We start from the raw sequence: 13,891 nt of genomic DNA, 5'->3' as shown, positions 1-13,891 counted from the left end.
TGTTATGAAGATAATGTTCTGATTAAATTGGAAAAATCTTCTTTGATGTCGTGACTTTCCTCACGCAGCTGTTCGATTTTACGACAGGCATGCAACACCGTGGTATGGTCGCGACCACCAAACGCATCGCCGATTTCCGGCAGGCTGTGGTTGGTCAGCTCTTTGGCCAGCGCCATCGCCATTTGACGCGGACGGGCCACCGAGCGGGAACGACGTTTGGATAACAAATCAGCGACTTTAATTTTATAGTATTCCGCCACCGTCTTCTGGATATTGTCGATAGTAACCAGTTTTTCCTGCAAAGCCAGCAGATCGCGCAGCGCCTCGCGCACAAAATCGATGGTAATGGAGCGGCCGGTAAAGTTGGCGTTGGCAATCACGCGATTTAACGCCCCTTCCAGTTCACGCACGTTGGAACGCAGACGTTTGGCGATAAAGAAAGCCACTTCGCCCGGCAGGCGAATATCATTTTCATCGGCCTTTTTCATCAGGATCGCCACGCGCGTTTCCAGCTCCGGCGGCTCAATGGCCACCGTCAGCCCCCAGCCGAAGCGGGATTTCAGACGATCCTCCACCCCGTTGATCTCTTTCGGATAACGATCCGAGGTCAAAATGATCTGCTGATTTCCTTCCAGCAACGCATTGAAGGTGTGGAAAAACTCTTCCTGCGAACGTTCTTTGTTGGCAAAAAACTGAATATCATCGATCAGCAAAGCATCGACCGAACGGTAATAGCGTTTGAATTCTTCGATCGCATTATTCTGCAACGCTTTCACCATGTCCTGCACAAAGCGCTCGGAGTGCATGTAAACCACTTTCGCATTGGCTTTACGGGCGATGATGCCGTTGCCCACCGCGTGTAATAAGTGCGTTTTACCCAGGCCGGTGCCGCCATACAGGAACAGGGGATTATAGGCGCCGCCGGGGTTATCGGCCACCTGACGGGCGGCGGCGCGCGCCAGTTGGTTCGATTTACCTTCGACGAAGTTATCAAAGGTGTGCTTGGGGTTTACGTTGGAGCGATAGGTATGCTCCGCCTGCACCGGCGAGTTATCCCAGCTTGGGCGCACCGGCGCAGAGCGTACCTGGACGGCCGCCGCGACGTTGGCATTGCCGTTACTATGATGGCTAACCGGCTGACTGATCGTCTGAACCAACGGTTTGCTGCCCACTTCAAAGCGCAGCAACGGGGCGTCCATCCCACAAAAATCATTTAACAAGCCATTGATATTATTTAAATATTTATCACGAACCCAATCCAGAACGAAGCGATTAGGGGCGTAGAGCGCCAGAGTGTTATCACTCAGCTCCGCCTGTAACGGGCGTATCCACATACTGAATTCTGTGGCAGGTAACTCATCCTGCAAACGGGCAAGACACTGCTGCCAAAGCGAAAGTGACACGGCGGACTCCACTCGAACAAGAACGATCAAAAAGAAAAGAATAAGATATTTATGCGACTCATGATTTTGGCACCTGCCCCCGTCCACAAAAGACGACAGATGCACCGCGTAACCGATGCGGTTTTCCGTGACGATCCCGAAGAAGGATCGCTAACGGGACGGCGGATCATAACCTAAACCAGGAAAGAGATCCTCCCCTTCCGCACAGTTTTGATCCTTTTTATCCACAGGCTATTCTTATAACAGTTCCCGTCTCCATCCCAGAAGATCGGAAGAATCTTATTCTTGGCGGGACGACGAAATTCACCCCAGAATAAACCAGACGGCAAACCTGTTACGCTGACATTGATCATGATCTCGCCGCAAGGATCGCAGCAGGATCCTTGCGCTTTATGCCAGAGTCCGTATAATTCTCTGCCCGCGCGTCAATGCCTGTTTCTGTGCTCCGCCAGACAGAAATCCAAAAATAATTGGAATGGCCGGCATGTAAAGTGTGATGTTAATTGACTCAGGACTGTACAATTATTACAATCCCGCCTCTTTGTTATGCGATTGAGGCGTCGGTCATTTTCACGCCGAGTAGCCAAACGCGTTTACTGTGAAGTTAATTATCCAAGTTTAGGTAGAAATCGCCATGAAACGCACTTTCCAACCGTCCGTATTGAAGCGTAACCGTAGCCACGGTTTCCGTGCTCGTATGGCCACTAAAAATGGTCGTCTGGTTCTGGCCCGCCGTCGTGCGAAAGGCCGTACTCGTCTGTCCGTTTCTAAGTAATAAAAGCTAACCCACCGAGTGGTTAAGCTCGCTTTTCCCAGGGAGTTACGTTTGTTAACTCCCAGCCATTTCACTTTCGTCTTCCAGCAGCCGCAACGGGCTGGCACGCCGCAAATTACTATTCTCGGCCGCCTGAACACGCTGGGGCATCCCCGCATCGGTCTTACCGTCGCCAAAAAGCATGTCAAACGTGCTCATGAACGCAATCGGATTAAACGTCTGACGCGCGAAAGCTTTCGCCTGCATCAACATTCATTGCCCGCAATGGATTTTGTGGTGATCGCCAAAAAAGGGGTGTCTGAACTGGATAACCGAACATTGACGGAAGCGTTGGAAAAATTATGGCGTCGGCACTGTCGTTTGGCTCTCGCCTGCTGATCGGGTTGATACGCGGTTATCAACTCGTTATCAGCCCGTTACTGGGACCACATTGCCGGTTTCGGCCAACGTGCTCCCAATACGGTATTGAAGCAATTCGCAGGTTCGGCATGATAAAAGGCAGTTGGTTGACGCTTAAACGCGTATTAAAATGCCACCCTTTGAACCCTGGTGGTGATGATCCCGTACCGCCAAAAACCGACAATAACAGAGAACATTAACGATGGATTCGCAACGCAATCTTTTTCTCATCGCTCTGCTATTCGTAACCTTTATGATCTGGCAGGCCTGGGAAACGGACAAAAATCCGCCAGCGACCACGCAGGCCATACAGCAGGCGACGAATACAGCATCCGGTGATGCCAGTAACCAGGGCGTACCCGCCAGCGGTCAAGGTAAGCTCATCACGGTTAAAACCGATGTCTTGTCTCTGACCATCAATACTCGTGGCGGCGACATCGAGCAGGCTAATCTGTTGGCTTATCCGGATACGCTGGGTTCCGATAAACCCTTCCTGTTGCTGGAAACCACGCCTGAATTCGTTTATCAGGCGCAAAGCGGCCTGACGGGCAAAAACGGTCCGGATAATCCGGCGAATGGCCCGCGTCCATTGTTCACTGCCGAACAGGATCACTTTGAGCTGGCCGACGGTCAAGACGAACTGCGCATTCCGCTGACTTATACCGCGGCCGACGGCGTGACTTACACCAAAACGTTTGTCCTGAAACGCGGCGACTATGCGCTGAGCGTGGATTACAGCGTCAATAACACCAGCGCTCAGCCGCTGGAACTGACGCTGTTCGGTCAGTTGAAACAATCCATCGATTTACCGAAGCACCGCGATACCGGCAGCAGCAACTTTGCGCTGCATACCTATCGCGGCGCGGCGTTCTCTTCCAGCGAAGACAAGTATAAAAAATACAGCTTCGGCGATATGGACGAGAACCTGAATATCACCACCAACGGCGGCTGGGTAGCGATGTTGCAGCAGTATTTCGCAACCGCCTGGATCCCGACCACCGCTGGCGCCAATACCTTCTATACCAGCAATCTGGGTAACGGCCAGGCCGCCATCGGCTTTAAATCCACCCCGACCGTCGTACCGGCCGGCAGCCAGCAAAATCTGAACGCCACCCTGTGGGTCGGCCCGGAAATTCAGGACAAGATGGCCGCGGTCGCGCCGCATCTGGATCTGACCGTTGATTACGGCTGGCTATGGTTTATTTCTCAGCCGCTGTTCAAGCTGTTGAAATTCCTGCACGGCTTTATCGGCAACTGGGGCTTCTCCATTATCGCCATCACCTTTATCGTGCGCGGTATCATGTACCCGCTGACCAAGGCGCAGTACACCTCGATGGCGAAAATGCGCATGTTGCAGCCGAAGCTGACGGCGATGCGCGAGCGCATCGGCGACGACAAACAGCGTATGAGTCAGGAAATGATGGCGCTGTACAAGTCGGAGAAGGTAAACCCGCTGGGCGGCTGCTTCCCGCTGCTGATTCAGATGCCGATCTTCCTGGCGCTGTACTACATGCTGATGGGCTCCGTCGAACTGCGTCATGCGCCGTTCGCCCTGTGGATCCACGACCTGTCGGCGCAAGACCCGTACTACATTCTGCCGATCCTGATGGGCGTCACGATGTTCTTTATCCAGAAGATGTCGCCGACCACCGTCACCGACCCGATGCAGCAGAAGATCATGACTTACATGCCGGTGATTTTCACCGTGTTCTTCCTGTGGTTCCCGTCAGGTCTGGTGCTGTACTATATCGTCAGCAACCTGGTGACCATCATTCAGCAGCAGTTGATTTACCGTGGTCTGGAAAAACGCGGCTTGCACAGCCGCGAGAAAAAATAACCACGCTGATTGACCTATAATCACAACAATAAGGCGGTCGATGACCGCCTTATTGTTGACAAACCTATCTACCGAACCAGAACGGTGAGAATGGAATAGAAGAGTAAAGCGTCCGCGCCAGGGATGGCGCGGTTCGAGCTTACAGGGATGTACTTGCAGCGTCTTTACGATCTATCCATTCTCACCGCTCGACGCATTTTGTCATCAACCTCAGGCGGTCGATGACCGCCTTTTTTTATGACGCGCAGAGAGACAACCATGAGCAATACCGACACCATCGTAGCCCAAGCCACGCCACCGGGACGCGGCGGGGTAGGTATTTTACGCGTATCCGGACGGGCGGCGTCGGCCGTGGCGCAAGCCGTACTGGGCAAAATTCCCCGGCCGCGTCATGCTGACTATCTGCCCTTTCGCGATAGCGACGGCACGCCGCTCGACCAGGGCATCGCCCTGTGGTTTCCCGGCCCCAACTCCTTCACCGGCGAAGACGTGCTGGAGTTGCAAGGCCACGGCGGCCCGGTGATCCTTGATTTGCTGTTGCAACGTATTCTGACCTTGCCCGACGTGCGTATCGCGCGCCCCGGCGAGTTTTCCGAGCGCGCCTTCCTGAACGACAAACTCGATCTGGCGCAGGCGGAAGCCATCGCCGACCTGATCGACGCCAGTTCCGAACAGGCCGCTCGCTCGGCGCTCAATTCATTACAGGGCGCTTTTTCCGCCCGCATCAATCATCTGGTGGAAGCGTTAACGCATCTGCGCATTTACGTTGAAGCCGCGATCGACTTTCCAGATGAGGAGATTGATTTTCTCTCGGACGGGAAAATTGAAGGCCAGCTCAACAATGTGATGGCCGATCTGGACGCGGTGCGCGCCGAAGCCCATCAGGGCAGCCTGCTGCGTGAAGGCATGAAAGTCGTGATCGCCGGGCGGCCCAACGCCGGGAAATCCAGCCTGCTCAATGCGTTAGCAGGACGGGAAGCGGCGATCGTCACCGATATCGCCGGCACCACCCGCGACGTGCTGCGCGAACATATCCATATCGACGGTATGCCGCTGCATATCATCGATACCGCGGGCCTGCGCGACGCCAATGACGAAGTTGAACGCATCGGCATCGAACGCGCCTGGCAGGAAATAGAACAGGCCGACCGCGTGCTGTTTATGGTCGACGGCACCACGACACAAGCCGTGGAACCCGCGGCCATCTGGCCTGAATTTATGGCCCGGTTGCCGAAAACCTTGCCGATTACCGTGGTGCGTAATAAAGCCGATATCACCGGCGAACCGCTGGGACTGGAAAATGTAAGTAACTACTCACTTATCCGCCTCTCGGCGCGCACCGGCGAAGGCGTTGAAACGCTGCGCGAGCACCTCAAGCAAAGTATGGGATTCACCAGCAGCACCGAAGGCGGCTTCCTGGCGCGCCGTCGCCACCTGCAAGCGCTGGAACAGGCCGCCCAACATCTGATTCAGGGCAAAGAACAGTTAGTGAGCGCTTACGCAGGCGAATTGTTAGCCGAGGAACTGCGCCTGGCGCAGCAATGCTTAAGCGAAATCACCGGCGAATTCACCTCCGACGACCTGTTAGGACGAATTTTCTCCAGCTTCTGCATCGGCAAGTAACGCTGAGTCTGTAAGCGTCCACTTACTTCCACTCATCCCGCATAGTTCCTTGTTATGCGGGATTTTTTGTTCAATTGGCGGCTATTTGACGCTATCGGCCGGCGTTTTCGATGAAACAACACATACCGAATTAATACCCTCTCCAGGCATCGCGATCGTGGCGAACAAAAGGGCTGTATTCCGGCGCTTCCGGCTTCAGGAGGAGATCATCGCCAAAATCCTTTTTACTGTTAAACGGTATCTCCGGCCAGGCGGCCCAGTTGTCGAGTTTTTCCCGATAATCAGCGCTCACCCGCGCTAACCGTTGACGCTGCAATATCTCCTGTTCCTCTTGCAGCCCGCCTCGAATCCCCGCGACTAAAAAGGGTTCAAGCAAGGTATACCCGATATAGTGCAACGCGTGCATGACCGGCCAGAGCATAAACCGCATATCGCCGTCGCGCCCATTATGCGCACAGGCATTTGCAGACGTCCCTGCGGTAACGCTCAGCAAGGCGCGTTTGCCGCGCATAACGCCATTTTCATGCCGGTGACGGCTATCATATAAACCGCCATAGACGAAAACCCGATCCATCCATCCTTTCAGAATAGCGGGCGCGCCAAACCACCAGAAAGGAAACTGCAGTATCAGCATATCGGCCTCTAGCAGTAAGTCGATATGGCGCTGAACTTCGCCCGGCAGATGCTTGATATTCCAGTGATGTCGCTGTTCCTGCATGGCGTCGAATTTCTGTTCATTCAAACCGTGGAGATAGTGCCGATCACCTTCGCAGGGATCAAAATTATCCTGATACAGATCGATAATCCTGACCTGATGACCCTGTTGTCGAAAAGTATCGCAAGCCTCGTTCGACAGATGGGCATTGAACGATTGACGCTCGGGATGAGCCAGTATGATCAGTACATTCATCAATGCATCTCCCCAATAGTGATGTACTGCTATGCTGTTTTGTTCCGACATCTTTTGCAATTACGCACTTTGAGGTAACCATGATATGGCTTTTCCTGGCGATGTTTATTCCAGTAAATGTTCGGCGCGTGATGCGCTGGCGTTAATTTCAGGAAAATGGGTTATGCTGATCCTGCCGGCGCTCGCCCACGGCCCCATGCGCAATGGCGAATTGCTGCGGCGCATAGAGGGCATTTCTCAAAAAGTGCTCACGCAGACGCTGCGGCAACTGGAGCGCCACGGATTAATTGAACGACACGACTATCTTGAAAAACCTGCTCATGTGGAGTACCAGCTGACGCCCGTCGCTCATTCACTGGTCGATACCCTGAGCGCGCTGGATCGATGGGCGGAACTTAACTTCCCTGAACTGGATGCCGCCCGCGAACAGTATGACGGCAGACAGAAGCCCTAAAAACGAGACGCTTACCTCACCCCATTTAAATAAAAAATTAAAATTCAATAGGTTATTAACAATACATTTTTTACGCCCATAGCCGATCTTGCATGTTTCATACACTTTCGGTTTACGGCCGGGGAACGACGTTAAGCATAAGCAGATTTTATCGATGCGCAAACGAACATTCCTGAATACCACAAGCGCCCATCACGCAACGAGCGGTAATCTCCCCAACAGCACGACCTTCCTTTGTCCATTCCCAGCCTTGACGGGCGCGATGAACTCGCGATAGCGTTTAATCGCGACTTTTTAACCATTATCAGAGGGATAACCATGCGACAACCGGACCTGGAAACGTCAAGGCTTATTCTCAGACCGTTCCAATTAGATGATGCAGACCGGGTTCACCAACTGGTTAATGACCCGCTGATTTCGGATGTTACCGCGCATATTCCTCACCCTTACCCGCCGTCGCTCGCGCATAAGTGGATCGCCACCCATGCCGCGGGTTGGGAAAACCGCACGTTGGCTGCTTTTGCCATCACGCTCAAAGCGGATCAGCGTGTTATCGGCGCCGCCTCGCTGATGGGCATGGATGGCGAAAAAGCCGGTATCGGCTACTGGCTGGGGCGGGAGTTCTGGAACCAGGGCTATTGCAGCGAAGCCTGTCGCGCCATTTGCCAGTTTGGATTCGACGCTTTAAAGCTGTCGGTCATCGGCGGCAGTCATCTTCAGCGCAACCCGGCATCGGGACACATATTGATAAAAAACGGCTTTCAGTTTATACGCAGCCGCCTGGTGAATACGGGCAAACGCGAACACGACGAACTTGTTGATTTCTATCAGTTGAGAAAAGGGTAAGCCGCGCGCGCCGCCATTTACGCCGTCCGCTAACTGTTATCCAGCAGGGTGAAAGTGAACTGACGTTGCGACGAGAGAATGACCTGCCTCCATGCCCTACCGCGGCTTAGGCACCGGGGAAGTGTTGCGGTTACTAATGGTAATGCAAGGGGAAATGAAGCAGTCGGCAAAGATATCGACTTACACCGGCGGGTGAAAGCTGGTTGGCACAGCAGAATGCTGGAGGAGATCGCGCATGAGATGGTCATTTAATTGAACAGATACCCAATGAATGGCCCATCTCTTTACTAAATGATTTCTATTCTGCCTGACGGAATGCTCACTCTGCATGGAGTGAACTTACTCAGAGGAAGATAGTGTAATCAATATTGGTTGAAATATGATTTAATCATAATATTCAACATGTTATACATAAAGCATTTTTGTGTTCATAAACGTACCCATCACCAAAAATGCACCAACAAATATGATTACCAAGCAAATAGATAAACCAAAACTGAAGCGTCTTCATCACTCACTGCCATCGATCCCGCATGACGCCTTGTTATGCGGGATTTTTTGTTTATTCGCCTGCGCTGAGAACCGGGAAAAGCTTCAGATATAAACGGATTTTATCGAAGCGCGAAGTAAACTGGTGAAAGGTGACGCCTTGTATTCCATGCGAGGACAGCATCATGTCGACATCAAGCACCACACTCAAAATCGACGACAGCCTTAAAGAACGAGTTAAAAAACTGGCGGCTTCTCGCGATCGTAGCCCGCTGGGCTTATCATCCTTACGATATAACTTATATCCAAAACGAATTTTACCGTCCTGGCTTTTTTGCTCTATTTTCCTACATGAATTAGTTGACCGCTCATGTCGGCACATCGGCGTCATTTAAATCACTCTGAAATAGTCCGCCTATTGATTTTTAATCGATAATTTTGTTGGCGTCACAGTTGTATATACATATCTATTCACAACATAAATTACATATCCACACAAGGGAAAGTCATGCGCGCAACCATTAAACAGGCACTGTTATTCATCGCCGGATTAAGCGCCGTCGCGCCGGCGGTTCAGGCCGCTGATTTTATCGTCGGCAGCAAGAACTTCACCGAGCAATATATTCTGGCGGAGATCTACGCCTCGGCGCTGGAGCAGGCGGGCATTCCGGTGCAGCGTAAAATCAACCTGGGCGGCACGCTGATTGCCCACGCCGCGTTGCTGAAAGGCGATATCGATATGTACCCCGAGTACACCGGAACGGCGCTCAGCGCGGTGGTTAAAGGGGAGTTGTCATCCGACGCGGATAACGTCTATCAGCAGGTAAAAAGCACCTACGCCGAAAAATACCAGCTCGCCTGGCTCGCTCCTGCTAAATTGAATAACGGCTATGCGCTGCTGGTCAGCAAGGCCACGGCTGAAAAATATCAGTTGAAAACGCTCTCCGATCTCGCCAAGGCCGCGCCGCAGCTGACCATCGGCGCGGGCGCCGAATTCGGCGATCGGCAGGACGGTCTGAAAGGGCTGGAGCAGGTCTACGGCATTAAATTCAAATCATTCCGCCAGTTCGCCAAAGTCGGCCTGCGTTATGACGCGCTGGCCGCGGGGCAGATTGACGTGGCCAACGGCTTCGCCACCGACTGGCAGATAGCCGAAGGTCAATATGTGCCGCTAACCGACGACCGGCATCTCTTCCCGCCCTATTTCGTCGCCCCGGTGGTGCGCGAGCAGGCGCTCAAAGCCCAGCCGCAGGCGGAAGCGGTACTCAATAAGGTCAGCGCGTTGCTGGATAACGCCACCATGCAGCGACTCAACGCCGCGGTAGAGAAAGACAAAGAAGAACCCGCCGACGTCGCACAGGCGTTCCTGCGGGAAAAAGGCATCATCAAATCTTAAACAACCGGTTAAACGCGGCAATGACAGTTAATCTTGGTGGCGATACGGCATTGACTCTGGCGACGCTGGTCGAAGTCGCCAGAGAAAATCGGCCGGTGGCATTCAGCCCGGCGGCGCAACGGCGTATTGCGGAAGGCTTCGCCTTTCTTTACCGGCGGATTGCCGCCGGCGATCGTATCTACGGCGTGACCACCGGTCTCGGCGCGGGCGTGGATACCGCGGTGCTGAACAGCGCCGACGGCCGGCAGGATATCGCCCGCCTGCATCAGATACAGCGGCGCATCCCGCTGGCCCGGGCGGTGGGGGTCGGCGCGACCGCCGGCCGCGATCAGGTCCGGGCGATGATGCTGGCGCGCCTGGCCGGCATCGCCGCCGGCTATTCCGGCATCTCCCCGCCGAGCGCGCAGGCGTTGCTCAGCCTGTTGAACCTTGGCGTGCATCCGCTGGTGCCGCTGACCGGCTCGATCGGCGAGGCCGATCTGGCGCCGCTGGCGCATATCGGCCGGACGCTGGCGGGCGAGGGACAGGCCGAGTACCAGGGACGGGTGGCCGACATTCAGGCGCTGGCGGACGACGTGGGGTTCGCGCTGCCCTCGCTGACGGGTAAGGACGGGCTGGCGCTGGTCTCTTCGAACGCCGCCTGCGTCGGCATCGCCGCGCTGGCGCTGGCCGATATCGCCCGGCTGATTAACGCGCAGGCCGGCGCCATCGCGCTGTCGTTCGAAGCGTTTCGCGCCAATGTTTCCCCGCTGTCGCCCTGGGCCAGCCATATCCGCAGGCTGCCGGGCGGCGCCCGCCTGTTGCAGGATCCGCTCAGCTTCCGCTGCGCCGCCTCGGTGCTGGCCAGCGTTCATCAGGCCTTCCACCACGCCAGGCAAGCCACCGAGCTGGAGCTGAATAGCGCCGACGATAATCCGGCGCTGATCGCCGAGGCCGATCTGGTGTTGGCCAACGCCAATTTTGACGCCACCCATCTGACGCTGGCCTTTGACGCGCTGGCGCTGGCGTTGGCGCGCCAGGCCGCCTGCGCGGCCGAACGCATAATGAAGCTGATGTCCGCCGACGCCAGCGGATTGCCGCGCTTCCTCACCGCGCACCGCGGGCAAACCGGCTTTGCCACGCTGCAAAAAACCATTTCCGCGCTGACCAGCGACATTGTTCACCACGCCAGCCCGCTGTCCGCCATTACCGTACCGGTCGCCGACAGGGTGGAGGATTACGCCTCGCAGTCCATGGCGACGGTCAGAAAAATGCTGCGCCTGGTGGAAAGCCTGCGCTATCTGGTGGCCATCGAATTGATGGTGGCGGCGCAGGCGGTCGATTTGCGCGGCGCGACGGAGATAACGCTCGGTCGCGGCAGCGCGGCTATCCATGCCCGGGTGCGCGGCCTGGTCGCCGGACTGGATGAGGATCGCTCCACCGCCGGCGATATCGAAAACCTCGCCGCGGCCGTCAGCGCCTCCGACTGGCTGGCCGAAGGCGAACAGCTGCTGGAGATTGCGTGATGCGCTGGGCGCCCAGACACCTTGACGATATCGGCCTCGCCTTATTGCAGCATCTGTTTCTGGTCGGCGTCTCGATCGGCTGCGCCTTCGTCATCGCCATGATTTTGGGCGTCTGGAGCGCCCGCCGGCCGAAAACCTATGCGCTGGTGCTGACCCTCACCGGCATGCTGTTTTCCATTCCCAGCCTGGCGCTGTTTGCGCTGCTTATTCCGTGGCTGGGGATCGGCCCGCTGCCGGCGATTGTCGGCCTTACCGCTTACGCCCTGATGATCCTGGTGCGCAATATCGCCACCGGCTTTCACGCCATCGCCCCCGAGGTGCTGGACGCGGCGCGCGGCATGGGTTACGGCTACCGGCGCATGCTGTGGGAGATCGAACTGCCGCTGGCGCTGCCGTTTATTATCACCGGGCTGCGTATCGCCACCACCACGCTTATCGGTATCGCCACCGTCGCCGCCTATATCAATGCCGGCGGGCTGGGCGCCATTATTTTCGCCGGGCTGGACCAGCGCTACCCGGAAAAAATTCTGATTGGCGGCGCCCTGACCTCGCTGTTGGCCATCGGCGTCGACGCGCTGTTTCTGCTGCTGCAACGGCGCCTGGCGCGCCGTCGCCGTCTGGCCCCGAGTACGGAAGCGAACGCATGATTTTCTACGACGCCTGGCAATGGATTACGGCGAATCCGGCCCCCTTTTTCACCGCGCTGCGCCAGCATTTGCTGATGTGCGGACTGGCGCTGTTTTTTTCGCTGCTGCTGGCCATTCCGATCGGGGTGACGGTGGCCGCTTCGCCGCGCGCCACCTTTATCGCCACCAGTATCGCCAGTACGCTGAGAACCATTCCCAGCCTGGCGATCCTGGCGGCGGCGCTGCCGTTTTTAGGCATCGGCCTGCTGCCGTCGGTGGTGGCGCTGGTGATCCTCGCCCTGCCGCCGATCCTGCTCAATACCTGCACCAGCATTCAGTCGGTGGATAAAGACACCCTTTCCGCGGCGCGGGGGATGGGGCTGACGCCGGCGCAAACCACCCGCCGGGTGATCCTGCCGCTGGCGGCGCCGGGCATTCTGGCCGGCGTACGCACCGCCGCCGTACAGGTGATCGGCGGCGCGGCGCTGGCTTCCTTTATCGGCGGCGGCGGGCTGGGCGATTTCGTCACCACCGGCATCGCCATTATGGATATGTCGCGGCTGCTGGTCGGCGCGATCCCCATCATTCTGTTGGCCATCGGCGCCGAACTGCTGTTCGCCGCGGTGGAAAAGACCTGGTTCAAACACGTTCCCAGAGGGTAAACCGATGATTAAGCTTGAAAATATCACCAAGATTTATCCCGGAACAACACAGAAAGCGCTGGATAATCTGACCCTTGATATCCCGGAAGGCTCAACCACCGCGCTGATCGGCCCGTCGGGCTGCGGAAAAACCACCACCATGCGCCTGATTAACCGTCTGGAAGACGCCACTCAGGGCCGCGTTTGGGTTAACGGCGCGGACATTACCACCGTCGATCCGGTACTGCTGCGCCGCCATATCGGCTATGTCATTCAGAATGTCGGCCTGTTCCCGCATATGAACGTCGCCGACAATATCGCCACGGTGCCGCGGCTGCTCGGCTGGGATCGCCGTAAAACCGACGCCCGCATTGATGAACTGTTGCATCTGGTCGGCCTCAATCCGTCGACCGATCGCGGCCGCTATCCGGCGGAGCTGTCGGGCGGACAACGCCAGCGCGTCGGCGTAGCCCGGGCGCTGGCGGCCGATCCGCCGGTGATGCTGATGGACGAGCCCTTCGGCGCCATCGACCCGCTGATTCGCGGGCGCTTGCAGCAGGAATTCAAGCAGATCCTGCAACGGGTTAAAAAGACCGTGGTGATCGTGACCCACGATCTTGACGAGGCGATAAAAATGGGCGACCGCATCGCCATTATGCGCCACGGCACGCTGTGCCAGTACGATACGCCCGCCGCCATCCTCAGCAACCCGGCCGATGCGTTCGTTGCCGCGTTTATCGGCAGCGACGCGGCATTAAAGCTGCTGGCGCTGACGCCGGTGGAGAAGGCGATGACCCCCTGTGAACAGAGCCGCTATCCGCTGTCGGTCGGCATCCGGGCGAATCTGAAAGAGGCGCTGGCGCTGATGCTGGCCCACGACGCGCCAGGGGTGCGGATTAGCGACGACCAGCAGAGGGTGCTGGGGGAGTTAAATCGTCAGCAGCTTTTTACCTATCAGCAAACACTGCTTGCGGCCTGAGCGCCGGA

The 13,891-nt window shown here is 56.3% G+C and carries 14 protein-coding genes; 12 read left to right on the top strand and 2 right to left on the bottom strand.

What is annotated here, in order from left to right; all coding sequences use genetic code 11:
- Positions 1–2: 2 nt before the first annotated feature.
- The gene (gene dnaA, locus ABRZ28_RS14000) at positions 3–1,403 is read right to left on the bottom strand and encodes a chromosomal replication initiator protein DnaA (RefSeq protein WP_319605003.1); all 1,401 of its coding nucleotides are present in this window, start codon (positions 1,401–1,403) and stop codon (positions 3–5) included.
- A gap of 634 nt (positions 1,404–2,037) precedes the next feature.
- Here dnaA and rpmH point away from each other — a divergent pair.
- The 5 genes from rpmH to mnmE all read left to right on the top strand — a co-directional run bounded on the left by rpmH (position 2,038) and on the right by mnmE (position 6,037).
- Entirely contained in the window at positions 2,038–2,178 is a 141-nt protein-coding gene (gene rpmH, locus ABRZ28_RS13995; RefSeq protein ID WP_009115147.1) for a 50S ribosomal protein L34, read from the top strand.
- A gap of 18 nt (positions 2,179–2,196) precedes the next feature.
- On the top strand, positions 2,197–2,556 hold the full coding sequence (rnpA, locus tag ABRZ28_RS13990; RefSeq protein WP_319605002.1) for a ribonuclease P protein component: 360 nt from the start codon (positions 2,197–2,199) through the stop codon (positions 2,554–2,556).
- Complete coding sequence (yidD, locus tag ABRZ28_RS13985) at positions 2,520–2,777, top strand: membrane protein insertion efficiency factor YidD (RefSeq protein ID WP_009115145.1); 258 nt, start codon at positions 2,520–2,522, stop codon at positions 2,775–2,777. Before rnpA ends, yidD begins: the two co-directional genes overlap by 37 nt.
- 2 nt (positions 2,778–2,779) lie before the next feature.
- A complete protein-coding gene (gene yidC, locus ABRZ28_RS13980) occupies positions 2,780–4,414 on the top strand; it encodes a membrane protein insertase YidC (protein ID WP_319605001.1) in 1,635 nt (544 codons plus the stop codon).
- A gap of 258 nt (positions 4,415–4,672) precedes the next feature.
- Positions 4,673–6,037, top strand: a complete 1,365-nt coding sequence (mnmE, locus tag ABRZ28_RS13975; protein WP_330520577.1) for a tRNA uridine-5-carboxymethylaminomethyl(34) synthesis GTPase MnmE — start codon at positions 4,673–4,675, stop codon at positions 6,035–6,037.
- A 130-nt stretch (positions 6,038–6,167) separates the two neighbouring features.
- Here mnmE and ABRZ28_RS13970 read toward each other — a convergent pair whose 3' ends face one another.
- Entirely contained in the window at positions 6,168–6,947 is a 780-nt protein-coding gene (locus ABRZ28_RS13970; protein WP_330520576.1) for an NAD(P)H-dependent oxidoreductase, read from the bottom strand.
- Between the two features lie 85 nt (positions 6,948–7,032).
- Between ABRZ28_RS13970 and ABRZ28_RS13965 the strand changes: the two genes are divergently transcribed.
- The 7 genes from ABRZ28_RS13965 to ABRZ28_RS13935 all read left to right on the top strand — a co-directional run bounded on the left by ABRZ28_RS13965 (position 7,033) and on the right by ABRZ28_RS13935 (position 13,883).
- The gene (locus tag ABRZ28_RS13965) at positions 7,033–7,401 is read left to right on the top strand and encodes a winged helix-turn-helix transcriptional regulator (RefSeq protein ID WP_330520575.1); all 369 of its coding nucleotides are present in this window, start codon (positions 7,033–7,035) and stop codon (positions 7,399–7,401) included.
- Between the two features lie 318 nt (positions 7,402–7,719).
- Positions 7,720–8,247 (top strand): GNAT family N-acetyltransferase, encoded by a 528-nt coding sequence (locus tag ABRZ28_RS13960; protein ID WP_330520574.1) that lies wholly within the window; start codon positions 7,720–7,722, stop codon positions 8,245–8,247.
- Between the two features lie 997 nt (positions 8,248–9,244).
- Complete coding sequence (locus ABRZ28_RS13955; protein ID WP_319604995.1) at positions 9,245–10,132, top strand: glycine betaine ABC transporter substrate-binding protein; 888 nt, start codon at positions 9,245–9,247, stop codon at positions 10,130–10,132.
- A gap of 20 nt (positions 10,133–10,152) precedes the next feature.
- Positions 10,153–11,637, top strand: a complete 1,485-nt coding sequence (locus tag ABRZ28_RS13950; RefSeq protein WP_330520573.1) for an aromatic amino acid lyase — start codon at positions 10,153–10,155, stop codon at positions 11,635–11,637.
- Positions 11,637–12,284, top strand: coding sequence for an ABC transporter permease (locus ABRZ28_RS13945; protein WP_136164815.1), 648 nt, complete (start codon positions 11,637–11,639; stop codon positions 12,282–12,284). Before ABRZ28_RS13950 ends, ABRZ28_RS13945 begins: the two co-directional genes overlap by 1 nt.
- Positions 12,281–12,925, top strand: coding sequence for an ABC transporter permease (locus ABRZ28_RS13940; protein ID WP_330520572.1), 645 nt, complete (start codon positions 12,281–12,283; stop codon positions 12,923–12,925). The genes ABRZ28_RS13945 and ABRZ28_RS13940 overlap by 4 nt, the downstream gene beginning before the upstream one ends.
- Positions 12,926–12,929: 4 nt before the next feature.
- Positions 12,930–13,883, top strand: a complete 954-nt coding sequence (locus tag ABRZ28_RS13935) for an ABC transporter ATP-binding protein (protein WP_136164559.1) — start codon at positions 12,930–12,932, stop codon at positions 13,881–13,883.
- Positions 13,884–13,891 lie beyond the last annotated feature (8 nt).

The organism is Brenneria sp. g21c3 (genome assembly GCF_040240345.1).
GTDB lineage: Bacteria > Pseudomonadota > Gammaproteobacteria > Enterobacterales > Enterobacteriaceae > Brenneria.
The sequence above is the reverse complement of the archived record's forward strand: the minus strand, read 5'-3'. Positions and strand labels throughout refer to the sequence as shown.